Source organism: Microbacterium sp. LWO14-1.2 (assembly GCF_038397715.1).
In the GTDB taxonomy this organism is placed as follows: Bacteria; Actinomycetota; Actinomycetes; order Actinomycetales; family Microbacteriaceae; genus Microbacterium.
Genome location: NZ_CP151633.1, coordinates 1,458,967 through 1,481,454 on the forward strand (window position 1 = coordinate 1,458,967; position 22,488 = coordinate 1,481,454).

Consider the following 22,488-nt stretch of genomic DNA (forward strand, 5'->3'; position numbering starts at 1 on the left):
GGGAAGGGCGGTGCGGTCTGCTGGTCAGGCTCCCGTCGTGGCGTCCGCGCCCTCCGCGTTCGCCCGGTTGCGTCGGGCGATGAGCACGCCGGCGCCGGCACCGAGGGCGACGATCACGAGACCGCCCACGATCCACGGCCATACCGGTGCGCCCTCCACGTCGGCGACGGCGGTGACGGATGCCGCGGCTGCGGTGCCCTGCGACTCCTCCTCCGGCTCGTCCTCCGCCGCGACGCCGCACGCCGCGGGGACCGGGATCGACGCCGTCACCGGGTCGAGCTCCTCGCCGGCGCCGTATGTGCCGAAGGCGGCGGCCCCTGCCTCGGTGAGCGTGGCCGGCAGCGCGGTGAGCGACAGCATCCCGTCGACGACCGCGGAGTCGCCGAGCGCGAACTCCGCGAAGCGGACGCCCTGCTGATCGACCCCCTGCCCGTCCTGGGTGGTGCCGAGCACGTCGAACACCAGGTAGCCGGTGTCTCCGGCCAGTTCGAGGCGCGCGTTCGACAGCGTCGTGTTCAGGGCGCCGCCGTGCCCCGTGAACGCGATGCTCCCCCCGAACCCGACGAGTCCGGTGAGCGTCTGGTCGTCGAACGAGCCGGTGCCGTTCTCCCAGACGTACTCGGGGTAGCGGTAGTCGACGTCGGTGAGGGTCCAGCCGCCGGCGGCGATGCCCTCGATGTACGTGCGGAAGGACTCCTTGAAGCCCCACTGCAGCGTCGCGCCCTCGACCGTGCACTGCCCGATCGCGGCCGTCGCACGGGTGAGCGTGAACTCGAGCCCGTGCGAGACCGAGCCCTGGAGCGTCAGCGTGTGCGCCCCGTCCTCGAGCGTCGCCGGCAGTGAGCCCGACCAGGTCGCGACGCCCGAGGAATCGGCGTCGACGGACCCCAGCAGCACGGGCGTCGAATAGACCACGACCTGGATGCCCGTCTCGTTCGGACGGAACCCGGATGCCGAGATCGTGGCCGCCCCGCCGGACTGCAGCGCCGCGAGGTTCGCCTCGTCGATCTGGATGCCGGTGGTCGCCGGAGGCGTCGCGGGGATCGCGGTCTTGGCTTTGGTGACCGCCGCCGCGACGGTGCCCGTGGTCCCCGCCGGGGCTGCCGCGACCGAGCCGATCGTGAACGTCACCGGGTCGAGAGAGGTCGAGTAGCCCGAGAGCACGCGGTCACGCCCCTGGGCCGTGAGCGTCGCGGGAGCGCCGGAGTAGGTGACCGCACCGTTCGCGGTCACGACGACGGCGCGCGACAGATCGAGCGTCGCGAACGGCACCTGGGCGCCGGCGTGCGTCACCGACAGCGTCGCCGCGGTCGCCGAGGTCACGGTGATCTGCGGGTTGGAGACCGTGACGTCGAGCACGCCGCCGTGACCGGTGAAGCGCACCGCGCCCTGGTAGACGACGCTGCCGAGCCCGCTGGCGGCGCTGTAGTCGCCGCCGACCGTCTGTCCGAACTGGAACATCCCGCCCGATCGGGTCGCCCCGCCGGAGACCTCGATCGCGCCCTTGGCGATCCCGCCTGTGACGTAGCTCGTGAACGACGACGAGATCGCCCACCGCAGCGACCCGCCGGGCACGGGCACGCCGGGCGCCGTGGGCTGCGTCGTCGGCGGGGTCGTCGGCGGCACCTCGACGATCGGTCCGAGCAGGGCGTCCCACTGCTGCGGCGTGATGGTCACGGCGCTGCGTCCGTAGATGGTCTGCGCGGTCGGCATGGTGTGCTGCTGCCAGGCGATGACCTCGTAGGTCTTGGCGCGGTCGAGCAGCTTCGCGGCGGCCGTGAGGTCGACCGAGAACTCGCCGCCGGTGATCGGCCGCACGTATTGCATGGCCGCGAAGCCGCCGCCGGCGGTGACGTCGGCCTCGGTGCCGGTCTCGATGAGTGCGACGTAGGCGCCGGTGGCGGCGCCGAGCCGAGAGCCCGTCGCGTGGACGACGAGTCCGCCCGCGGCGGTCGCCGAGGTGACGGTCGAGGTGATCGTCGGCGCGGTGCCGTAGTTCAGCGGCACGCTGCGCTCCTGCGCCGCGTTGACCACGCCGCCTGCTCCGTAGGTGTACACGCCGTACGCGCCGGGGGCGGCTGCGGCGTCCTTCAGCGTCAGAGTGGCCTGGAAGGTGCCGTCGGCGGCGATGTCGACCCACTGTCCGCGGATCGCGGCCTGGTACTGGGCCGGCACCTGGTCGAGCACCGACTCGGCGAGCGCCCAGGCCTGTGCTCCGACGGAGCGGGTGGAGCCGGCTGCGCCGGTCGAGGGCTGCCACTGCGACGCGAAGTTGCCGAACACGACGTAGGTGCCCTGCGGGAGGTTCGAGGGGATCGGGACACCGCGGCCGCCGACGTTCGCCGTCGGGTCGTAGCCGGTGCCCTTCACGACCACGGTGTCGCCGGCCTTCAGCGCCGTGGTGCCCGCCGGCGTCGTGCCGTCGGCGAGGAACACCGTGATCGCTGGCTCCGCGGGGGCGATCGTGTTCCAGATCGCGTCGCTGATCGCGACCGGAGTGCGGGCGAGGATCGTCTGCGCGTTCGGCATGGTGTGCTGCTGCCAGACGATGACCTCGTAGGTCTTCGTGCGGTCGAGGGAGGCCGCCTTCGCCGTGAGGTCGACGGTGAACGCGCCGCCCGAGACCGAGCGGACGTACTGCATGGCCGCGAAGCCCCCGCCCGCGGTGACCTGAGCCTCGGTGCCGGTCTCGATGACCGCCGCGTACACGCCGGTGACGCTGCCGAAGCCCGAACCGGTCACGGTCGTGGTGACGCCGGGATCGCCTGTCGCGAGCGCGGCTGCGGCGGTGATCTTCGGGGCGACCGAGTAGTTCAGGGCGACGCTGCGCTCCTGCGCGGCATTCGTGACGCCACCTGCGCCGTACGTGTAGATGCCGTAGGCGCCGGGGGTGGTCTTGGTGTCGTGGAGCGTCAGAGTGGCCTGGAAGGTGCCGTCCGCGGCGATGTCGACCCACTGCCCGCGGATCGCGGCCTGGTACTGCGCAGGAACCTGGTCGAGCACAGACTCGGCGAGCGCCCACGCCTGCGAACCCACCGAACGGGTCGACGACGCCGCGCCCGTCGAGGGCTGCCACTGCGACGCGAAGTTGCCGAACACGACATAGGTGCCCTGCGGAAGCGTCGCGGGGATCGGAACGCCCCGGCCGCCGACGTTCGCCATCGGGTCGTAACCCGACCCCTTCACGACCACGGTGTCACCCGTCTTCAGCGCCGCGGTGCCCACAGGCGTCGTGCCGTCGGCGAGGAACACCGCGATCGAGGGAGCGGCCGGCTCGGGAGTCGTGCCGGGATCGGTGCCCGGGTCCGTCCCGGGATCGGTGCCCGGGTCCGTGCCGGGATCGGTGCCCGGGTCCGTCCCGGGGTCGGTGCCCGGGTCCGTCCCGGGATCGGTGCCCGGTTCCGTCCCGGGGGCGGGCGTCGCGGGCGGGAACACGGCATCCCACTGCGAGCCCGAGATCGCGACGTCGCCGCGGGCGTAAATGGTGTCGGCGTTCGGCACGGAGTGCTGCTGCCAGACGAGCACCTCGTAGACCTGCGTGCGGTCGAGCTTGTCGGCCGGAGCGGTCAGCGTGAAGGAGCTCGCGCCGGCGTCGACCGCGGGGAACGGCGTCGCGAATGCGGCGTAGCCGCCACCAGGGCCCGACAGTCCGCTCTCCGTGCCCTTGACGATGAGGGCGGCGTAGACGCTGGCGACGTCGGGGAGTCCGCTCGCCTCGACCTGCACGGTCAGGCCGCTCGTGCCGGCGGAGGTGACGGAGGCCGCGACCGACCCGCTCGCGGCGTGCGCCGGGGGCACGATCACCGCGCCGGCGGCTATCAGGAGGAAGGAGACGAGGGCGGCGAGAAGCACGCGGATGCGGCTGCTCCCCGGGGATGCGATGGCTGTGTCGTTCACGGTTCTCCAGGCGCCGGGCGCGCGAAAGGGGGTACGCGCCAGCGGTGCCGCTGTGCAGTCGAGCGAAGGGTGATTGTTGGTTAGGCTTAGCTAAGTAAGCGCTGGTCCCGAGACTAGAGGCGGCGATGAGATCCCGTCAAGTTTTAGGATAGCCTTGCCTAATGCGCCGCATCCCTGCCGTCCTCCTCGCTGCCGCGCTCGCCCTCGGTCTCGCCTCCTGCGCGACGCCCGGACCCGCGACGCCGCAGCACGCGGAAGAGGTCGACGCCTGCCCCCAGGCATCCGCACCGCTCTCGTCCCTCGACCTCGTCGACGACGTGCGCTCCGCGACCGGCGTCTCGACCGCCTGCCTCTCCAGTCACGCGATCGAGCCGGTCGCCGACGACACCGCGCCCGCCCTGCCGGTCACGGTCACGGACGCCGAGGGGCGCGAGGTCGAGATCAGCGAGGTCGACCGCATCCTGCCGATAGACATCTCGGGCACGATCGCGTCGACCGTGTTCGCCCTCGGACTCGGCGACCAGGTCGTCGGACGCGACTCGTCGACGCAGTTCGCCGGCACGGAGGACCTTCCGGTCGTGACGAAGACCGGTCACACGCTCAACGCCGAGGCGATCCTCGAGCTCGCCCCCACCGTCATCCTCACCGACACCACGATCGGCCCCAAGGAGGTTCGCCAGCAGCTGCGCGACGCGGGCATCGCGGTCGTCGTCATCTCCGGCGATCGACGCCTCGACACCACCGACGAGCTCGTCACCGAGATCGCCGCAGCGCTCGGAGTGCCGTCGCGAGGCGAGGCCCTCATCGAACGGCTGGATGCCGATCTCGAGGCGTCCCTCGCCGAGATCGCCGAGGTGGTCCCCGCATCGGTCGACGACCGCGCACGGATGCTGTTCCTCTACGTGCGCGGGAGCGCGAACGTGTACTACATCTTCGGCGAGGACTCCGGTGCCGACTCGCTCATCGACGCGGTCGGCGGAGTCGACGTGGCCGGTGAGATCGGCTGGCAGGGCATGAAGCCCATGACCGCCGAGGCGCTCGTCGCCGCCCAGCCCGATGTGCTGGTGATGATGACCGACGGGCTCGAATCCGTCGGCGGCGTCGACGGGCTCCTGGAGCGCATCCCTGCGATCGCGCAGACTCCAGCCGGCGCGAACCGTCGCGTGATCGACATGGCAGACAGCGAGATCCTCAGCTTCGGACCGCGGTCGGCCGAGGTGATCGGCGCGATCGCTCGCGCGCTCTACGCTCCCGATGCCGCCGAGTCCGCGAAGTGACCGGCGAAGTCGTCACCCGCACCCCGGCCACCCATCGGGGTCTGCGTTTCACCCTCGTCGTCGTCGGACTCGTCGCAGCCCTCGTCGTCACCTGCATCGCCTCGATCACGAGCGGTCAGTACGCCCTCTCCCCCACCGACCTCCTGGGCGTACTCCTCAAGGGCGTGGGCATCGACACCGCGTGGGCGCCGACCTCGGCCGCCGACTACGGAGTCATCTACAACCTCCGACTGCCGCGGCTCGCACTCGGCATCCTCGTCGGGGCCGCCCTCGCCGTCTCCGGCGTGCTCATGCAAGCGATCTTCGGCAACCCGCTGGCGGATGCCGGAGTGGTCGGAGTCTCCTCCGGCGCGGCACTGGGAGCGGCGGCGAGCATCACCCTCGGACTCGCGTCGTTCGGCATGTGGACGACGCCCGTGTTCGCGTTCCTCGGCGGGCTCGCCGCGGTGCTCGCCGTCTACTTCATCAGCCGATCCGGCGGACGGACCGAAGTCGTCACGCTGCTGCTCACCGGCATCGCCATCAACGCGATCGCCGGAGCCGGCATGGCCTTCCTCACGTTCCTGGGCACCACGTCGACACGCGAGCAGATCGTGTTCTGGCAGCTCGGCTCGCTCAACGGCGCCCTCTGGTCGAACGCCGCGCTCGTCGCCCCCCTGGTCGCGGTCGGGGTGATCGTGGCGCTGCTCGTCGCCGGGCGCCTCGACCTCTTCGCCCTCGGCGAGCGCACCGCACGGCACCTCGGCGTGAACGTCGAGGCTCTGCGGATGGTGGTCATCGTGACGGTGGCGGTGCTCGTGTGCGCGGCGGTCGCCTTCGCGGGCATCATCGGGTTCGCGGGGCTCGTCGTCCCCCATCTCATGCGGATGCTGATCGGTCCGGCCCACCTGCCGCTCGTGATCTCGTCGGCGCTCGGCGGGGCGTTGCTGATCGCGCTCGCCGACCTCGTCGCCCGCACCGCGGTGCCGCTGGCAGACTTACCGATCGGCATGATCACCTCGCTGGTCGGCGGGCCGTTCTTCCTCTGGCTGCTCGTACGAACGCGCCGTCGCTCGGGCGGCTGGGCGTGAACGCGACAGAGGGCGCCGTGCGGCTGCAGGCTCGCGGTGTGACGATGCGCATCGGAGGAGCGCGCGCCATCCTCGACGATGCGTCGATCGACGTCAGGGCGGGCGAGATCCATGCCCTCGTCGGACCCAACGGAGCCGGCAAGTCGACGCTGTTCGGTGTGCTCGCCGGCGACCTCGTCCCGCTCGCGGGAGACGTGCTCCTCGACGGGACGCCGCTCGCCGGCATCCGCTCGCCCGACCTCGCCCGCGCCCGCGCGGTGCTGCTGCAGGAGAACGCGGTCTCGTTCCCGTTCACCGCCGAGCAGGTCGTGCGCATGGGACGGGCGCCGTGGGCGCGCACCGACGCCGCAGAGGACGACGATCAGCGCGTGGCCGCCGCGATGGCCGCGACCGAGGTCACGGCGCTCGCGACGCGCCCGGTGACCTCGCTGTCGGGCGGAGAGCGCGCCCGCGTGGCGCTCGCCAGGGTGATCGCTCAGAGCACCGGCATCCTGCTGCTCGACGAGCCGACCGCCGCACTCGACCTCAAGCATCACGAAGACGTCATGCGACTCGTGCGCGGACAGGCGGATGCCGGCGACGCCGTCGCCCTCGTGCTGCACGATCTCAACGCGGCGCTCGCGCACGCCGACCGGGTCACCCTGCTCGCCGACGGACGCGTCGCCGCCACGGGCACCCCGGCCGAGGTGCTGACCGCCGAGCGGATCCAGGCCGTCTACGGTCAGCCGGTCGACGTCTTCCCGCATCCTGTCACGGGCGTGCCTCTCGTCGTCGCCCGGCGGTGACCCTCCGGGCGGTTTCGAATCGCTTGATGTGCAACTCCGACGCCGCCACAACGGTAAATCAAGCGATCTGAAACCCCGGGGGGGGGTCAGGGACGCAGCGGCAGCACGTCGAGCAGGTCGGCCCGCGTGCCGGAGGCGTGGATGCGGCCGGCGGTCTCGGCATCCGTCCAGTGCTCGACGCCCGTGGCGACGGCGATCCAGGTCGCGGCATCCATCTCGACGACGTTCGGAGGAGTGCCGCGGGTGTGGCGCGGACCCTGGATGACCTGCACGGCCCCGAACGGCGGGACGCGCACCTCGACGCTGTTGCCCGGCGCCTTCTCGTCGAGCAGCTGCAGCAGGTAGCGCACGGCGGTGGCGAGGTCGTTCCTGGCCGGCTTCTCCCCCGCCGACTCCGCAGCCCGCACGGCGTCGAGCGCGGTGCGTCCGTCGATGATGTCGATCTTGCGAGGGGGCATGGGATCCAGGGTACGCCGCGCCTCGGCATCCCTCTCCCGTCGCAGAATCGCGCCCGTGTCGCAGGAATCAGGCTTGTCCGTGCGACGCGGGCGCGTTTCTGCGACCAGGGCGCACGCCGCCCGGGCTCGCCGCGGGCATAGGCTCGAGACGATGACCGAGAACCCCGAGACCCTGCACGGCGCGCGGGCCGAGCTGATCGCCGCGGCGCAGCGTGCGGACGGGTGGGCGAAGCCGTTCCCGCCGCTCGTGGGCGACGCGCATCCGGCATCCGTGCTCGTGCTGTTCGGACGCCTCGACAGCACCCCCGCGCGGACCGACGAGGCCACGGTCGCCGCCGACCTCGACGTGCTGCTGCAGCGACGTGCCGCGACGCTGTCGTCGCATCCCGGACAGGTGTCGTTCCCCGGCGGACGCCGGGAGGAGCAGGATGCCGACGCCGTCGCCACCGCGCTGCGCGAGGCGCAGGAGGAGACCGGCCTCGACCCCGCGGGCGTCGAGGTGCTCGCCACGCTCGGCGAGCTGCCCCTCGCCGCGAGCAACCACGTCGTCACGCCCGTGCTGGCCTGGTGGCGGTCTCCGTCGCGCGTCGCGGCGGTCGACCACGCCGAGACGGTCGAGGTGTTCCGCGTACCCGTCGCGCAGCTGCTCGATCCGGAGACCCGCTTCACGTCCCGTCTGCACCGGTTCGGCCGCACCTGGCGCGGCCCCGCCTTCGACGTCGACGGCACGGTCGTGTGGGGATTCACGGCCATGGTGCTCGACGCGCTGTTCGACGCGGCGGGGTGGACGCAGGACTGGGACCGCTCCGTCGAGCGCCCGATCGACCTCTGAGGCGGCGGATCCGACCGAAACGCCGCGCACCGCGTCGGTAGGCTGGTCGGGTGAAGATCCTCGTCCTCGGTTCCGGTGCCCGTGAGCACGCGATCATCCTCGGCCTGCGGGCGGAGCAGACGGAGCACGAGATCTTCGTCGCCCCCGGCAACGCGGGCATCGCCCAGGATGCCACCCCGGTGAGCCTCGACCCGCTCGACGGCGCGGCGATCACGGAGTTCGCCAACGAGAACGCCGTCGACCTCGTGGTCGTCGGCCCGGAGGCGCCACTCGTCGCGGGTGTCGCCGATGTGCTGCGCGAGCGCGGCATCCCGGTGTTCGGTCCTGGCAGGGCGGCCGCACAGCTCGAAGGATCGAAGTCTTTCGCGAAGCGGATCATGGATGCCGCGGGCGTGCCCACCGGCCGCGCCGTGCGCGCCGCGACGACCGCCGAGGTCGAGGCGGCCTTCGACGATCTCGGCGCCCCGCACGTGGTGAAGGCCGACGGCCTCGCGGCAGGCAAGGGCGTCATCGTGACCTCCGATCGCGCCGAGGCCCTCGCCCACGCCGAGCAGTATCTGCCGTCGGGTCCGGTGCTCGTCGAGGAGTTCCTGTCGGGCCCCGAGGTCTCGCTCTTCTTCCTCAGCGACGGCGACACGGTGCGCGCGCTCAGCCCCGCGCAGGATTTCAAGCGTGCGCTCGACGGCGACGAAGGGCCCAACACGGGGGGCATGGGCGCGTACTCGCCGCTGCCCTGGCTCGCCGAGCAGTTCGGCAGCGAGCAGGCGTTCGTCGATGAGGTCACGCGCGACGTGGCGCTGCCCGTGATCCGTCAGCTCGACGGCGAGGGCACCCCGTTCATCGGTCTGCTCTACGCGGGGCTCATCCTCACGCCGGCCGGCGTGCGCGTGATCGAGTTCAACGCCCGCTTCGGCGACCCCGAGACGCAGGTCGTGCTGCCGCGCCTCGTGACGCCGCTGTCGGAGCTGCTGCTGGCCGCGGCATCCGGCACCCTCGAGGATCAGCCCGACCCGGAGTTCCGCGACGACGTCGCGATCACGGTCGTGGTGGCGAGCGAGGGCTACCCCGAGGCGCCGCAGACCGGCCGCCCGATCGAGGGTCTGGCCGAGGCGGCGTCGGTCGAGGGTGTCCGTCTCGTGCACGCGGCGACCGCGAGTCCCGACGCTCCTGGCGGCTCGCTCGTCGCGACGGGCGGACGTGTGCTGAACGTCGTGGCGACGGCATCCGATTTCCGCACCGCGCGCGACCGCGCGTACGAGGCCATTGGACGCATCCGCCTCGAGGGCTCGCACCACCGCACCGACATCGCCGCGCGCGTCGCGGAGTAACGCTCTCCTCTCCGCCGAACCACCCCTCTGCGTTCGACCCACCCCTCTGCGACGCGTTCGCAGGGGGGTGGTTCGCGCAGAGAGGGGTGGTTCGGCGAAGTGGCGGGGGCGCGCGCTTGACAGCATCCACTTTCTTCAAGAAAGTATGAGGATGCCGCTCCGCTCCGACTGGTCGACCGCCACGTGCCCGATCGCCCGTTCCGCCGATGTGCTCGCCGACCCCTGGGTCCTGCTGATCCTGCGCGAGCTCTTCTCCGGGCGTTCCCGTTTCGACGAGCTGCGCGACGCCACCGGCGCCGCCGACTCCGTGCTCGCCCGTCGCCTCAGCGCGATGGCCGAGGCCGGGCTCCTCGCCCGCGACGCCGAGCGCGGCTACGCGCTGACGGATGCCGGACGCGAGACGCTTCCGATCCTCCACGCGTTCGCGCGCTTCTCCCGCGTGACCGACCCCGATGGCCCCTGGGGTCTGCAGACCTCGTGCGCCCGGTGCGGCCGCGCCGCGGCATCCGTCGACTGGTGCACGCACTGCGCGGCCCCGCTCGACGCGGCGTCGACCCGGTGGGCGCGGCGCAGCATGGGCGGCGAGCCGTTCGCGCTGGTCACAGGAGTTCCCGCGTGACCGCCGAATCGGTCGAGGAGCCCGCCGGCACCTCGGCATCCCGCCCGCGTCGTGTGCATCCGGCGTGGATCGTCGCGCTCGTCGCCCTCATCGCACTGATCGGCGCCGCCGGGTTCCGCGCCGCGCCGGGCGTGCTCATGCTCCCGCTGCAGGACGAGTTCGGCTGGACCACCGCCGAGCTGTCGCTCGCCGTGACCGTCAACCTGCTGCTGTTCGGGCTCACCGCTCCCTTCGCGGCAGCGCTCATGCAGCGCTTCGGCATCAGGGCGGTCACCGTGACGGCGCTGTTCGTGATCGGCGCGGGCGCAGCGCTGAGCGTGTTCGTCGCGACGCCCGCGCAGCTGATCCTCACCTGGGGCGTGCTGATCGGACTCGGCACCGGGTCGATGGCCCTCGTGTTCGCCGCGACCATCACCGACACGTGGTTCGCCACCCGCCGCGGACTCGTGTCGGGTGTGCTCACCGCCGGGAGCGCGACCGGTCAGCTCATCTTCCTGCCCGTGATCGCGACGTCGGCCGAGCAGATCGGATGGCGGGGCGCCTCCCTCATCATCGCCGGCGGCGCGCTCGCGGTCGTGCCGCTCGTCTGGATCTTCCTGCGCAACCGCCCGAGCGATCTCGGCGTCGGACGCTACGGCGAGGCGGCTCCGACGACTCCGGCCGCGCCGAGACCGCGCGGCAACGCCTGGGGTGCGGCCCGCCTCGCCGTGACGACGCTGCGCGACGCCGCACGCACGAAGACGTTCTGGGCCCTCGCGATCGGCTTCGCGATCTGCGGCGCCTCGACCAACGGACTCATCGGCACGCACTTCATCCCCAGCGCCCACGACCACGGGATGCCGACGACCACCGCCGCCGGGCTCCTCGCCGTGGTCGGGATCTTCGACATCGTCGGAACCGTGTTCTCGGGCTGGCTCACCGACCGGGTGAACCCCCGCATCCTGCTCGCGGCGTACTACGCACTGCGCGGTGTGAGCCTGCTGTTCCTGCCGAACCTGCTGTCGGCCGAGGTGCAGCCGAGCATCGTCGTGTTCATCGTGATCTACGGCCTCGACTGGGTGGCGACCGTGCCGCCGACGATCGCGCTGTGCCGCGAGGTGTTCGGCGACCGCGGACCGCTCGTCTTCGGATGGGTGTTCGCCGCGCACCAGATCGGGGCCGGCATCGCCTCGGTGCTCGCGGGCATCGTGCGCGACCAGACCGGCCAGTACACGATCGCCTGGTTCGCCGCCGCCGGGCTCTGCGCGGTCGCTGCGCTGGTCAGCGCGACGATCCGCCGGCATCCCGCCCCCACCCCGCTCCCCTGACGCGCCCGCGCGCGCGCCGGCGCCCGCCCGCCCCCGCCCCCGCCCGCGCCACCACGCCGAGCCACCCCCTTCTCACCGAACCACCCCCTCGCAAACGGTGCGCGAGGGGGTGGTTCGACGCGAAAGGGGTGGTTCGCGGGAAGGGAAGGAGGGGCGAGTCAGAGCACCTTCGAGAGGAAGTCCTTCAGACGCTCGTTCTTGGGGGCTCCGAACAGCTCGGCGGGAGGCGCCTGCTCGACGACGACACCGCCGTCCATGAACACCGTGCGGCCCGAGACCTCGCGCGCGAAGCCCATCTCGTGGGTGACGAGCACCATGGTCATGCCACCGGACGCGAGGTCGCGGATGACCTGCAGCACCTCTCCGACCATCTCGGGGTCGAGTGCGCTGGTCGCCTCGTCGAAGAGCATGATCTCGGGGTCCATCGCGAGCGCGCGGGCGATCGCCACACGCTGCTTCTGACCGCCGGAGAGGGATGCCGGCTTCGCACCGGCCTTCTCCGAGAGACCGACCCGGTCGAGCAGCGCGAGGGCGCGCTCGCGGGCCTCCGCCTTCGTCATCTGCCCCGTCTCGACCGGCGCGAGCGTGATGTTCTCGAGCACCGTCATGTGCGGGAAGAGGTTGAAGTGCTGGAACACCATCCCGATGCGCTGCCGCACCTCGTCGAGCTTGACGCTCCTGTCGGTGAGGTCGACGCCGTCGATGACGACGTGTCCCGACGTGGGCTCCTCCAGCTTGTTGAGGCAGCGCAGCAGCGTCGACTTGCCCGAGCCCGACGGGCCGATCACCGCGATGACCTCGCCGTCTTCGATGGTCAGGTCGATGCCCTTGAGCACCTCGTTGTCGCCGAAGGACTTGTGCAGGTCCTTGACCTCGATCTTGCTCATGCGTTGAACGTCCTCTCCAGGCGGTTCGCGAGCAGCGTCAGCAGCGTGATCACGACGAAGTAGATGATGGCGACGATCGTCAGCACCTGGGCCGACAGGTAGGTCGAGGCGATGATCTGCCGCGACTGGAACGTGAGCTCCGCGAGACCGATGACGCTGATGAGCGACGTGTCCTTGAGGGTGATGATGCCCTGGTTCACGAACGACGGGATCATGATGCGGAACGCCTGCGGCAGCACGACCTTGCGCATCGTCTTCCAGTGGCTGAGGCCCAGCGACCGCGACGCCTCGTTCTGGCCGGGGTCGACGGCCTGGATGCCGCCGCGGATGATCTCGGTCATGTACGCGCCGGTGTTCAGCGAGAGGGTGATCGCCCCCGCGACGAACGGGTCGAACGTGAGGCCAGGGATCAGCTGCGGGATGGCGAAGAACACGAAGAACGCCTGCACGAGGATCGGGGTGCCGCGGAACACGAAGACGTACGCCGTGGCGATCCAGCGGAACGGCGCGATGCGCGAGATGCGCCCGAACCCGAAGACGAGCCCGAGGATGAAGGCCGCCACGATCGCCACGAGCGTCGCGAGGATCGTGAGCCACAGGCCCTGCATGAGCGCTGGCCAGTACTTCACGGCGACCGAGATGATGTCGGTGGCCTGGGCCTGTCCGCCCTCGCCGGCCTCCGCGTCGCCGAGGTAGCGGTCGACGATCTCGTCGTACTCGCCCGAGTCCTGCAGGTTCTTGAGCCCCGCGTTGAACATCTCGATGAGCTCGGGGTTCATCCCCTTGTTCACGGCGAAGCCGTACTCGCCGCCGAGCTCCGGGTCGCCGACCAGGCGGAAGCCCGAGCCCTGCTGGATGCCGTACGCGAGCACCGGGAAGTCCTCGAAGTATCCGACGGCCTGGCCGGCCTTCACGGCATCCACCATGTCGGTCGTGTCCTGATACGGCGTGATGCGGAAGCCGTACTCGTCCTGGTTCTCCTCGGCGAACGTCTGACCCTGCGTGCCAGTCTTGACCGCCACGGCCTTGCCGTCGAGGTCGTCCAGCGACTGGATGTCGCTGGAGTCGAGCACACCGAGCTGGATGCCGCTGGTGAAGTACGGGTCGCTGAAGTCGAAGGTCTGCTTGCGCTCGTCGGTGATCGACATGCCGGCCATGACCGCGTCGACCTGGTTGGCCTGAAGCGCCTGGACCGCGGCGTCGAAGCCGAGCTGGCGGATCTCGACCTCGAACCCCTGGTCCTCCGCGATCGCGCGGAGCAGGTCCATGTCGATGCCGACGAGGTCGCCCTCGGGCGAGGTGAACTCGAACGGCGCGAACGTGGTGTCGGTGCCGATGACGTAGGTCTCGCCGGTGGTGTCGGCCGTGGCGGCGGTCGCGCCGCCGAGCAGGGCGCCCGCGGCGACGAACGCCGTCAGCGCCATCGCGCCGACGGTGCGACCGAGTCGGCGCAGGCGCGCGGTCGCGGGGAAGGGATTCGGGATCACGACGGATGCTCCTCGGATCGGATGTTGCGACCGGACAGCCGCCGAGGTTCCACCCTACTTGGCGCGCGCCTGCGGCTCCGCGACGTCGATCCAGTACCGGCGCAGCATCGAGTGGCCGCGAGCGCTCTGGTCCGTCACGTCCTGCAGCACCCCGCCCGCCCGCTCGATCGTGCGGTACGACCCCACGTTGTCGTCGTCGCAGGTGACGAGCACCCGATCGAGGCCGAGTTCGCGGGCGCGATCCAGTGCGAGCGCGAGGCCCGCCGAGGCGTACCCCTCGCGGCGCCGCGATGCGCGCACCGCGTACCCGATGTGGCCGCCGACCTCGCGCAGCCATTCGTTGAGCTCGTGCCGGAACGAGACGAACCCGACGACCTCGCCGTCATCGACGATCCAGTACAGGTCGTTGTGCACGGAGTCGGCGGGCAGTTCGGCCGACGTGTCCGCCAGCAGTTCGGACTTCGCGATGAGGGCATCGAGCGTGGCCCGGTCGGGCGTGACCGGCGCGTGGAGACCCGATCCGTCGATGTGACCCTCACCGAACTCGGCGACGGCCGAGGCCCAGGAGTCGAAGAGGGCGGACGTGGGGCGGACGAGTTCGACGCTCATCGCCCGATGCAATCACACCCCGTCCCGCCCGCCAAACCGCGCGCCGCGACGGCTGGCGTCGGATGAGCAGCATCCCGCCGGTCGTTGAGCGAGCGAAGCGAGACGAAACGGGCTCATCCGATTCCAGGGTGTAGTCGCGGTCTGAAGCCGCCGGTCTCGAGCAGGGACCTGGCGATGTAGTTGGTGAGGTTGCGGAACCCGAGGGCTGAGCCGCGGAGGTGTTCGAGCCGGCCGTTGATCGCGAGCCGCTCCAGAGCCGCCCGTTGGTTTACCTGTTGAGTTTGTGACCGACAGCGCTCGTGTTGTGCTTCGCGTTGCGAACGTGCGCGGGCGGACTACGGGAGCTTGGACGCGAGGACGTCGGCCGGCAGGATCTCGGGTGCTGCGCCGAGGAGATGCTGGTTGGCCGTCAGGGCTGCGACGATGGCGCCGTTGGCGTGGGTGTCGCGAGCGGCTTCGTCGGGGAATGCATCGAAGATCCAGAAGGTGTCGGCGTGAGTCCTGACCGCGAACCAGACAATCGTTCCTACTTCTTCGTTGGCGAGTGCGACAGCGCCGGCGAGCAGATCGGCGACCGCGTCGTGCTGTCCATCGGCCGCGACGATCTTGGCGACGAAGGCATACGGAAGTGATGCGGGTGTGGACATGAGTGGTTCTCCTTGACGTCGGGGTTCTTCGTGGGACGAGTTCAGCGTATGACGAGCGAGGGCCGGTGGGGAGTGGCGTATACGGCAGTATTGCTATTGTTTACGTCATGCGTATCGGACTGATCGCGATCGACGGCTGCTTCGGTTCGGCGGTCGCGTCGATCATCGACATCGTGCGGGTGGCCGACGGAGTCCGCGGCGATGTCGACCCGCGGATCGATCCGATCGAACTCGCCATCCTCGGACCGAAACGGCGAGTGACCACGACGGCATCGATGACCCTGTCGGTGGACCACCCGCTGCCGGAGTCCGGGGAGTTCGACGTGGTCGTCGTCCCTGCGCTTGGAACCCTCACGGCCGCCGCGACCCACGACGCCCTCCAGAGTCGAGATGCTCGTTCGGTCATCGCCTCGCTCGAGCGCCTCGACGAGGCGACCACCCGGATCGCCGCGGCGTGCACCGGCGTGTTCGCTGTCGCCGAGACCGGACGGATGCATCATCGGAGGGCGACGACCAGCTGGTTCCTGGGGCCGGAGTTCCTGAAGCGCTATCCGACCGTCGCCCTCGATCTCGACAGCATGGTCGTGGTCGACGGGAACCTCGTCACCGCCGGCGCCGCGTTCGCCCACATCGACCTCGCGCTCTCACTCGTGCGATCGATCAGCCCCGACCTGGCCCAACATGTCGCCAAGCTCCTCATCATCGACGAGCGCCCGTCGCAGGCGGCCTTCGTCGCCTACGAACATCTCCGGCACGAGGACCCGATCGTCGTCGAGTTCGAACGCTTCGTGCGCGCCCGCCTGGACGAACCATTCAACGTCGCCTTCGTCGCGCAGTCGCTCGGCACCAGCCGGCGCACCCTCGAACGACGAGTCCGTGCGGCGCTCAACCTCACTCCGCTCGGCTTCGTCCAACGGCTTCGCACCGAACGAGCTCGACACCTCTCAGCAACCACGGACCTCACCTCCGCCGAGATCGCGCTACGGGTCGGCTACGCAAACGCCGAGACTCTGCGCTCCCTCCTGCGCAGGGAGCGACGCCGTTCCTGACCTATCGCCATGCCTGCAGCTTGTGTCCTAGCGCTCGGTTGGAACCACCTCTCAGCACGTCGCGTCGACGCTCCTGCGTCGCCCCTGGACTACCCACTCGACACGCCCGCAGCACAGCCCATGTGACGTGCCCCGGCTTCCCGGACGGTCGGGGTTGGGTGGCTGTGATGTCGCTGCGTTCTCGTCGAGAGGGTCAGCAGACCCGATCAGAGCCGATTGGGATGAGCCGCGAAGGCGGTTAGGTCAGGGCGGCCGAAGCCGGCCGGCGGGGTAGCGTCGGGCACGTCGAGGTCTTTCGGATGGATGGCGTAGGAACCTCCATCGTCGGGAGACCTCGACGTCTATCTGCGGACCGACCTACACCTTCATCTGGGAAGAGCCACGAAACGTGCCGAGCCGTCTTGTCATCCGGTCAGACGCCGTGTGCAGGTAGGGCGGGATGAGCGACTCCTCGTTAGAGGTAAAGAGGCACCGAGGATGTCGCTATCTCGGTATAGAGCGGTCTCATCCTCTTTTCGGGACCTTTGCTCTCCATTTCACTGGTGACGCGAGCGACTGAGGCTCGCGTGATTCAGACGACAAGGAGTTCAACATGTCCCCAAAAACCAAGCGGCGCATAGCTCTTCTTAGCCTCGCACTGGTTGCCTTTCTCGGGTTCAGCCTTCCCACGGCTGCGGAAGCTGCCGTGCAAGGCAACCGCGAAATGCCAGGTGGTGCAGATCAAGCCTCATAGCGTCTTGGGCTACGTCGAAGGCTACGGTGAGGGTAACAGCGAACTGAACGCCCGTTCGGCCGCGCTGAAGGACGTCGATACTCGGATTGAGACTGGGCAGTACAAGCGCCACTGCCAAGTCGATGTGTCTTCACGCAGTGGTCGTCCTGGCGGACGTCGATTCTGAGAAGAGGCGCATTATGGCGAATTCATCTGAAGCCCATGTCGTGGAGTTTCGAATCGCGCTCATCGCAGATTCTGAGATAACAGGAAGATTGAAGCGTGAGCTCGCGAGACTATTGGAGGCAGAACCCTACGACGAACTGCCGTGGATGATCACGTCAATCGACTCCGACGAAGTGGCGGATGCCTACCCGGATTTGTTGCGGGAGGCGGCTCTCCGCGACAGATGACGCGCTGCAGGCCGCTCCCCGTCAGGCCGTCGGCGCGGGGTCGGCGGCAGGAGCGGATGCGGCGGGCGCACCGGCATCCGTCGCCTTGGGCGCTCCGCGCAGGAAGAACGCCGCGATCAATCCGATGACGATCACGCTCGCCGGGAGCAGGATCGCCTGCGACATGGCCGCGGCGAACCCGTCGGCGACCTGCGGGGGCAGGGTGCCACCCGAGCTGATCGACCCGGCGGAATCGCCCATGCCGGGCAGGTTCGCCTCGAGCCGCGCCTGCATGAACGTCGCGATCGCGGCCGATCCGATGACCGAGCCGATCGTGCGGGTCGTGTTGTAGATGCCGGCGCCGGCCCCTGCTTGACGCATCGGGAGGCGACGCGTGGCCGTGGTGGCGAGCGGCCCCCACATGCCCGCGCTGCCGATGCCGAGCAGCGCCGACGGGAACAGGAACATCCAGATCTCGGTGTCCATGCGCACGAGCGAGGAGTACCAGGCGAGCGCCGACGCGAAGATGACGAGACCGGGGATGAGGATGAACCGCGGGTCGGTGCGGTCGAGGATCTTCCCGGCCAGTGGAGCGAGCACGCCCGAGAACACGGCCATCGGGATCATCAGCAGCGCCGCCTGGGTCGGCGCGAGTCCGCGCGCGATCTGCAGGAAGAACATCAGCGGCAGCGACATGCTCGTCACGGCGAAGCCGACGGTGGCGATCGCGATGTTGGCGCCCGAGAAGTTGCGGTCGCGGAAGAGTTCGAGGGGCACGAGCGCCTCGCTCTTCGTCTTCCACTGCTGCAGGATGAACAGTCCCATCACGACGATGCCCGCGATGATCAGGCCCCATACCGAGATCGGGCCCCAGATGACGCCCCAGTCGTACTTCTCGCCCTCCTGCAGTCCGAAGACGACGAGGAAGATGGCGGCCGCGCTGAGCAGGACGCCGAGGATGTCGAAGCGGTGCGGGTGCGTCTGCAGCTTGGGTACGAGGATCCACGCGGCGATGAACGCGATGACGCCGACGGGGAGGTTCACGAAGAAGATCCACTCCCAGCCGAGGCCGTCGACGAGGACGCCGCCGAGCAGCGGGCCGACGAGCGTCGCGACACCGGCGGTCGCACCCCAGAGGCCCATGGCGGCGCCCCGGCGGTTCGGCGGGAACGTGCGCGTGATGACCGCCATCGTCTGCGGCGTCATGAACGCCGCGCCGAGTCCCTGCGCGGCGCGCGCCACGATCAGCCCCTCGAGCGAGGTGGACAGACCGCACCAGAGCGACGCGAGCGTGAAGATCGCGAGGCCGATGAGGTAGATGTTCTTCGGGCCGAAGCGGTCGCCGAGGCGTCCGGTGATGAGCAGCGGCACGGCGTAGGTGAGCAGGTAGGCGCTGGTGACCCACACGACGTTGTCGAGGTTGTTGGTGTTCGGGTCGAGCGCGGCCTTGATCGCCGGGTTCGCGACCGAGACGATCGTCGTGTCGACGAGGATCATGAAGAAGCCGATGACGAGCGCCCACAGGGCGGGCCAGGGGCTCGAGGGGCGCTGTCCGGCGGCGAAGGTCCCGGTGTCGGGTCCTGTCGCCTGACGGGATTCGGTCATTGCTGTGCAGCCTTCCGCTGAGCGAGGTAGCGATCTGTGTCGGTGAAGGCGGTCGGCCCCCAGGGGAGGTCGTCGCCGTCGAGTCGGGCGAGGAGCGAGTCGAGCCAGCGCAGTTCGGCGCCGAGCAGGATCTCCTCCCTCTCGATCTCGACGAGCACCTGGGCGGGGACGCCCTTCGCCCTGGCCTTGTCGAGGCCGTGGCGGTGCATGTCGTGGGTCTCGACGAGTGCGGCGCGACGCTCCCGCAGCAGCGCGCGCACGTCGTCTCGTTCGAGGTTGTGGGATTCAGCGAGCGCGATGCGGAAGTCGGTCTCCCGATCGACGCGCGGCAGCTCGCGGCGCACCCACGCGATGACGGTGTCGCGCCCGGCATCCGTTAGCGTGTAGGTGGTGCGCTCGGGGCGGTTGCCGTCGCGGTCGATGCCGATCTCGTCGATCAGCCCGTTCTTCTGCAGCCGGGAGACGGTGTGGTACAGCGTCCCGTTGGTGATGGCGATGAGGCGGTCGTCGTGGCGGGCGCGCAGCAGACGCACCATCTCATAGGGGTGCATGTCGCTCTCGCGCAGCAGCGCGAGCACCATGACCCCCATGGGCGTGAGTGTGTCGACCGGGCTCTTCACCGCATCCTCCATCTCGACTAGTCCACGTGGACTATACGCCTGATCGAGGATGGATCACAACCTGCGTCAGCTCGCGAGCTTGCGCAGCGCCGACCCCTTGTGCGCCGCCTCATCGCCGCTCTTCTCCGACTTCACGATGTACGCCGGCTCGTCGGCGGATGCCGTGAAATGCTGCCCCGCGAACTCGAAGTCGGCGGTCTTCTTCTGCTGCACGGTGCCGCGGGTGCGGCCCTGCGAGGTGTTCCAGCTCACCCGGTCGCCCTTGGACAGGTTCTTCGACATGATTCCTCCGCTCGTCCCTTCGAGCGTCGCGGACAGCGGATGCCGACACCAGCCCTTGACACGGGGCCGACGGCCGCTCGACGACCCGCGATAATGGGCGGGTGAGCACACCTTCCGACAGCACCGGTTCCGACGGCGCGGCGCAGACGATCCCCGGCTGGCGTCACCTCTACTCGGGCAAGGTCCGCGACCTGTACGCCTCCGCCGACCCGGGAGACACACGCATCCTCGTCGTGGCGTCCGACCGTGTCAGCGCGTTCGACGTCGTGCTGTCGCCCGGCATTCCGCAGAAGGGCGCCCTGCTGACGCGGCTGAGCCGCTGGTGGTTCGACCGCCTCGAGGTGCCGAACCACCTCGCCGAGGGCGACGTGCCCGCGTCGGTCGCCGACCGCGCCATGCTCGCCCAGTCGCTCGAGATGCTGCCGATCGAGTGCGTCGTGCGCGGATACATCACCGGCTCCGGATGGGCGGAGTACACCGAGAGCGGCACCGTCTGCGGCATCCCCCTTCCCGAGGGTCTGCAGAACGGCGATCGCCTGCCCGAGCCCCTGTTCACGCCGGCGTACAAGGCTCCGATGGGCGAGCACGACGAGAACATCACCTTCGAGAAGGTCGAGGAGCTCGTCGGCTCCGAGCGCGCCGCCGAGCTGCGCGACGCGTCCCTCGCGATCTACGCCCGCGCCGCGGCCATCGCCGAGGAGCACGGCCTCATCCTCGCCGACACGAAGTTCGAGTTCGGCACCGACGTCGACGGCGTGCTGCGTCTGGCCGACGAAGTGCTCACCAGCGACTCGTCGCGGTACTGGGATGCCGAGGCCTGGCGCACCGGGACGACCCCGAGCGAGCGCATGGCCAGCTTCGACAAGCAGATCGTGCGCGACTGGCTCGCCGCGAACTGGGACAAGCAGGGCGAGCCGCCGGTGCTCCCCGAGGATGTCGTGGAGCGCACCGCCGACCGCTACCGCGAGCTGATCGACCGCCTGGGAGCCTGACGCGCGCCCGTCTTCGCTCACACGCTGCGAAGGAGATCTCACGCAACGAAGGACCCGCTCCCGGTTTCGGTCCTTCGATACGAGAGATCTCCTTCATCACGTGCGAGCGGTCGAGCGGCCGCCCGCACCCAGGGAACACTCAGGAATCGATAGGGTTGCTCCAGCACTCCCACACCCCCCGATCACTGAGGAGCCCGCATGCCCCTGTGGAAGATCCACGGAAACGGCCGCACGGTCGAACCAGGCGCCGTCGTCACCCCGGGTGAGCGCCTGAACTGGCCCGCCACGATCGCGATCGGCGCCCAGCACGTCGTCGCCATGTTCGGCGCCACGTTCCTCGTGCCGACGCTCACCGGATTCCCCGTCTCGACGACCCTGCTGTTCAGCGGTCTCGGCACCCTCATCTTCCTGCTGATCACGAAGAACCAGCTGCCCAGCTACCTCGGCTCGTCGTTCGCGTTCATCGCGCCGATCACCGCCGCGGTCGCCGCCGGCGGTACGGGGTCGGCCCTCGCGGGCGTGGTCGCCGTCGGCATCCTGCTCGCGGTCGTCGGCCTGGTCGTGCAGTTCGCCGGCCTGCGCTGGGTCGACGCGCTGATGCCCCCGGTCGTCGCCGGCGCGATCGTCGCGCTGATCGGCTTCAACCTCGCGCCGACGGCGTGGAACAACTTCCAGCTCGACCCGGTGACCGCGACCATCACGCTCGTCGCGATCATCCTGTTCGCAGTGCTGTTCCGCGGGTTCCTCGGCCGCATCTCGATCTTCCTCGGCGTCGCGGTCGGTTTCGTCTGGGCCGCGTTCAACGGGTCGTTCGACGTGCCGAACGCGCTCCGCGACGGCAAGACTCCCGCCGAGCTCATCGCCGACGCCCCCTGGGTCGGCCTCCCCGACTTCCAGCTCCCCGACTTCGTCGAGCCGGGCACCTGGTCGACGATCGCGATGTTCCTGCCCGTCGTGCTCGTGCTCATCGCCGAGAACGTCGGCCACGTGCGCGGCGTCGCGACCATGACCGAGGACGCGTCGATCAACAAGCAGACCGGCCGCGCGCTGATCGCCGACGGCGTCGCGACGACCATCGCCGGCGGCTTCGGCGGCTCGGGCACCACGACGTACGGCGAGAACATCGGCGTGATGGCCGCGACCCGCGTCTACTCGACAGCGGTGTACTGGGTGGCCGGCCTCTTCGCGATCCTGCTGGCGTTCTCGCCGAAGGTCGGCGAGGTGTTCAACTCGATCCCGGCGGGCGTGCTGGGCGGAGCGACGACCGCGCTCTACGGCCTGATCGGCATCATCGGCATCAAGATCTGGGTCGACAGCAAGGTCGATTTCTCACGCCCCGTGAACCAGTACACGGCCGCGGTGTCGCTCGTGATCGGCATCGCCGGCTTCTCGATGAACCTCGGCGACTTCGCGTTCGGCGGCATCGTACTCGGCACGGTCGCCGCTCTGCTCATCTACCACCTGGGCAACCTCATCGCCCGGGCGCGCAAGACGGGCGCCGACGACCCGAAGCCCCTCGAGGCGGTCGGACCGCTCGGCGGCGACCCCGCCTGACGACTCGGGACACAGACGATGGCTCGAACTCCGGATGCTGCGCGCAGCGGCATCCGGAGTCCGAGCCGTCGTCCGTTCC

At 69.9% G+C, this 22,488-nt stretch carries 20 protein-coding genes; 11 read left to right on the plus strand and 9 right to left on the minus strand.

Annotation, left to right across the window (positions count from 1 at the left end; genetic code table 11):
* Positions 1-24 precede the first annotated feature (24 nt).
* The gene (locus tag MRBLWO14_RS06980; protein WP_341935730.1) at positions 25-3,897 is read right to left on the minus strand and encodes an HtaA domain-containing protein; all 3,873 of its coding nucleotides are present in this window, start codon (positions 3,895-3,897) and stop codon (positions 25-27) included.
* A 161-nt stretch (positions 3,898-4,058) separates the two neighbouring features.
* Between MRBLWO14_RS06980 and MRBLWO14_RS06985 the strand changes: the two genes are divergently transcribed.
* Genes MRBLWO14_RS06985 through MRBLWO14_RS06995 form a run of 3 tightly spaced genes read left to right on the plus strand, consistent with a single transcriptional unit; the run spans position 4,059 to position 7,029 of the window.
* Positions 4,059-5,174, plus strand: a complete 1,116-nt coding sequence (locus tag MRBLWO14_RS06985) for an ABC transporter substrate-binding protein (RefSeq protein WP_341935731.1) — start codon at positions 4,059-4,061, stop codon at positions 5,172-5,174.
* On the plus strand, positions 5,171-6,244 hold the full coding sequence (locus MRBLWO14_RS06990) for an iron ABC transporter permease (protein ID WP_341935732.1): 1,074 nt from the start codon (positions 5,171-5,173) through the stop codon (positions 6,242-6,244). Before MRBLWO14_RS06985 ends, MRBLWO14_RS06990 begins: the two co-directional genes overlap by 4 nt.
* A complete protein-coding gene (locus MRBLWO14_RS06995; RefSeq protein WP_341935733.1) occupies positions 6,241-7,029 on the plus strand; it encodes a heme ABC transporter ATP-binding protein in 789 nt (262 codons plus the stop codon). The genes MRBLWO14_RS06990 and MRBLWO14_RS06995 overlap by 4 nt, the downstream gene beginning before the upstream one ends.
* An 86-nt stretch (positions 7,030-7,115) precedes the next feature.
* Here the strand turns inward: MRBLWO14_RS06995 and MRBLWO14_RS07000 are convergent, their stop codons facing one another.
* Positions 7,116-7,487, minus strand: a complete 372-nt coding sequence (locus MRBLWO14_RS07000) for a sterol carrier family protein (RefSeq protein ID WP_341935734.1) — start codon at positions 7,485-7,487, stop codon at positions 7,116-7,118.
* Positions 7,488-7,638: 151 nt separating this feature from the next.
* Between MRBLWO14_RS07000 and MRBLWO14_RS07005 the strand changes: the two genes are divergently transcribed.
* The 4 genes from MRBLWO14_RS07005 to MRBLWO14_RS07020 all read left to right on the plus strand — a co-directional run bounded on the left by MRBLWO14_RS07005 (position 7,639) and on the right by MRBLWO14_RS07020 (position 11,573).
* Positions 7,639-8,319 carry a CoA pyrophosphatase gene (locus tag MRBLWO14_RS07005; RefSeq protein WP_341935735.1) on the plus strand — a complete coding sequence of 227 codons (681 nt, stop codon included), beginning with the start codon at positions 7,639-7,641 and terminating at the stop codon, positions 8,317-8,319.
* 50 nt (positions 8,320-8,369) lie between these two features.
* Positions 8,370-9,647, plus strand: coding sequence for a phosphoribosylamine--glycine ligase (purD, locus tag MRBLWO14_RS07010; protein WP_341935736.1), 1,278 nt, complete (start codon positions 8,370-8,372; stop codon positions 9,645-9,647).
* Positions 9,648-9,798: 151 nt separating this feature from the next.
* Positions 9,799-10,266, plus strand: coding sequence for a helix-turn-helix domain-containing protein (locus MRBLWO14_RS07015; RefSeq protein ID WP_341935737.1), 468 nt, complete (start codon positions 9,799-9,801; stop codon positions 10,264-10,266).
* On the plus strand, positions 10,263-11,573 hold the full coding sequence (locus MRBLWO14_RS07020) for an MFS transporter (protein WP_341935738.1): 1,311 nt from the start codon (positions 10,263-10,265) through the stop codon (positions 11,571-11,573). The genes MRBLWO14_RS07015 and MRBLWO14_RS07020 overlap by 4 nt, the downstream gene beginning before the upstream one ends.
* Before the next feature lie 158 nt (positions 11,574-11,731).
* Here MRBLWO14_RS07020 and MRBLWO14_RS07025 read toward each other — a convergent pair whose 3' ends face one another.
* The 4 genes from MRBLWO14_RS07025 to MRBLWO14_RS07040 form a co-directional block, all read right to left on the minus strand.
* Positions 11,732-12,460, minus strand: coding sequence for an amino acid ABC transporter ATP-binding protein (locus MRBLWO14_RS07025; protein ID WP_341935739.1), 729 nt, complete (start codon positions 12,458-12,460; stop codon positions 11,732-11,734).
* The gene (locus tag MRBLWO14_RS07030) at positions 12,457-13,947 is read right to left on the minus strand and encodes an amino acid ABC transporter substrate-binding protein/permease (RefSeq protein ID WP_341935740.1); all 1,491 of its coding nucleotides are present in this window, start codon (positions 13,945-13,947) and stop codon (positions 12,457-12,459) included. Before MRBLWO14_RS07030 ends, MRBLWO14_RS07025 begins: the two co-directional genes overlap by 4 nt.
* A 54-nt stretch (positions 13,948-14,001) precedes the next feature.
* Positions 14,002-14,556, minus strand: coding sequence for a GNAT family N-acetyltransferase (locus tag MRBLWO14_RS07035; RefSeq protein ID WP_341935741.1), 555 nt, complete (start codon positions 14,554-14,556; stop codon positions 14,002-14,004).
* 335 nt (positions 14,557-14,891) lie between these two features.
* Positions 14,892-15,203 carry an antibiotic biosynthesis monooxygenase gene (locus tag MRBLWO14_RS07040; protein WP_341935742.1) on the minus strand — a complete coding sequence of 104 codons (312 nt, stop codon included), beginning with the start codon at positions 15,201-15,203 and terminating at the stop codon, positions 14,892-14,894.
* Positions 15,204-15,310: 107 nt separating this feature from the next.
* Here MRBLWO14_RS07040 and MRBLWO14_RS07045 point away from each other — a divergent pair, with 107 nt between their 5' ends.
* Together MRBLWO14_RS07045 and MRBLWO14_RS07050 are read left to right on the plus strand one after the other, a co-directional pair.
* The gene (locus tag MRBLWO14_RS07045) at positions 15,311-16,252 is read left to right on the plus strand and encodes a helix-turn-helix domain-containing protein (protein WP_341935743.1); all 942 of its coding nucleotides are present in this window, start codon (positions 15,311-15,313) and stop codon (positions 16,250-16,252) included.
* An 870-nt stretch (positions 16,253-17,122) separates the two neighbouring features.
* Positions 17,123-17,377, plus strand: coding sequence for a hypothetical protein (locus tag MRBLWO14_RS07050; RefSeq protein WP_341935744.1), 255 nt, complete (start codon positions 17,123-17,125; stop codon positions 17,375-17,377).
* 21 nt (positions 17,378-17,398) lie between these two features.
* On the opposite strand, the gene MRBLWO14_RS07055 is transcribed toward MRBLWO14_RS07050, so the two are convergent.
* The 3 genes from MRBLWO14_RS07055 to MRBLWO14_RS07065 all read right to left on the minus strand — a co-directional run bounded on the left by MRBLWO14_RS07055 (position 17,399) and on the right by MRBLWO14_RS07065 (position 19,863).
* Entirely contained in the window at positions 17,399-18,961 is a 1,563-nt protein-coding gene (locus tag MRBLWO14_RS07055; protein WP_341935745.1) for an MFS transporter, read from the minus strand.
* Positions 18,958-19,581, minus strand: coding sequence for a PadR family transcriptional regulator (locus MRBLWO14_RS07060; RefSeq protein ID WP_341935746.1), 624 nt, complete (start codon positions 19,579-19,581; stop codon positions 18,958-18,960). Before MRBLWO14_RS07060 ends, MRBLWO14_RS07055 begins: the two co-directional genes overlap by 4 nt.
* 66 nt (positions 19,582-19,647) lie before the next feature.
* Entirely contained in the window at positions 19,648-19,863 is a 216-nt protein-coding gene (locus tag MRBLWO14_RS07065) for a DUF2945 domain-containing protein (RefSeq protein WP_341935747.1), read from the minus strand.
* Between the two features lie 101 nt (positions 19,864-19,964).
* Here MRBLWO14_RS07065 and MRBLWO14_RS07070 point away from each other — a divergent pair, with 101 nt between their 5' ends.
* Both MRBLWO14_RS07070 and MRBLWO14_RS07075 read left to right on the plus strand, forming a co-directional pair.
* The gene (locus MRBLWO14_RS07070) at positions 19,965-20,855 is read left to right on the plus strand and encodes a phosphoribosylaminoimidazolesuccinocarboxamide synthase (RefSeq protein ID WP_341935748.1); all 891 of its coding nucleotides are present in this window, start codon (positions 19,965-19,967) and stop codon (positions 20,853-20,855) included.
* A gap of 198 nt (positions 20,856-21,053) precedes the next feature.
* On the plus strand, positions 21,054-22,409 hold the full coding sequence (locus MRBLWO14_RS07075) for a solute carrier family 23 protein (RefSeq protein WP_341935749.1): 1,356 nt from the start codon (positions 21,054-21,056) through the stop codon (positions 22,407-22,409).
* Positions 22,410-22,488: the final 79 nt, after the last annotated feature.

Bases quoted from the DNA above. Each gene is read 5' to 3' on its own strand.
- MRBLWO14_RS07025 (WP_341935739.1), bottom strand. From the start codon at position 12,460: ATGAGCAAGATCGAGGTCAAGGACCTGCACAAGTCCTTCGGCGACAAC.
- MRBLWO14_RS07005 (WP_341935735.1), top strand. From the start codon at position 7,639: ATGACCGAGAACCCCGAGACCCTGCACGGCGCGCGGGCCGAGCTGATC.
- MRBLWO14_RS07045 (WP_341935743.1), top strand. From the start codon at position 15,311: ATGCGTATCGGACTGATCGCGATCGACGGCTGCTTCGGTTCGGCGGTC.
- MRBLWO14_RS06985 (WP_341935731.1), top strand. From the start codon at position 4,059: ATGCGCCGCATCCCTGCCGTCCTCCTCGCTGCCGCGCTCGCCCTCGGT.
- MRBLWO14_RS07000 (WP_341935734.1), bottom strand. From the start codon at position 7,487: ATGCCCCCTCGCAAGATCGACATCATCGACGGACGCACCGCGCTCGAC.
- MRBLWO14_RS07065 (WP_341935747.1), bottom strand. From the start codon at position 19,863: ATGTCGAAGAACCTGTCCAAGGGCGACCGGGTGAGCTGGAACACCTCG.
- MRBLWO14_RS07035 (WP_341935741.1), bottom strand. From the start codon at position 14,556: ATGAGCGTCGAACTCGTCCGCCCCACGTCCGCCCTCTTCGACTCCTGG.
- MRBLWO14_RS07055 (WP_341935745.1), bottom strand. From the start codon at position 18,961: ATGACCGAATCCCGTCAGGCGACAGGACCCGACACCGGGACCTTCGCC.
- MRBLWO14_RS07075 (WP_341935749.1), top strand. From the start codon at position 21,054: ATGCCCCTGTGGAAGATCCACGGAAACGGCCGCACGGTCGAACCAGGC.
- MRBLWO14_RS07040 (WP_341935742.1), bottom strand. From the start codon at position 15,203: ATGTCCACACCCGCATCACTTCCGTATGCCTTCGTCGCCAAGATCGTC.
- MRBLWO14_RS07015 (WP_341935737.1), top strand. From the start codon at position 9,799: ATGCCGCTCCGCTCCGACTGGTCGACCGCCACGTGCCCGATCGCCCGT.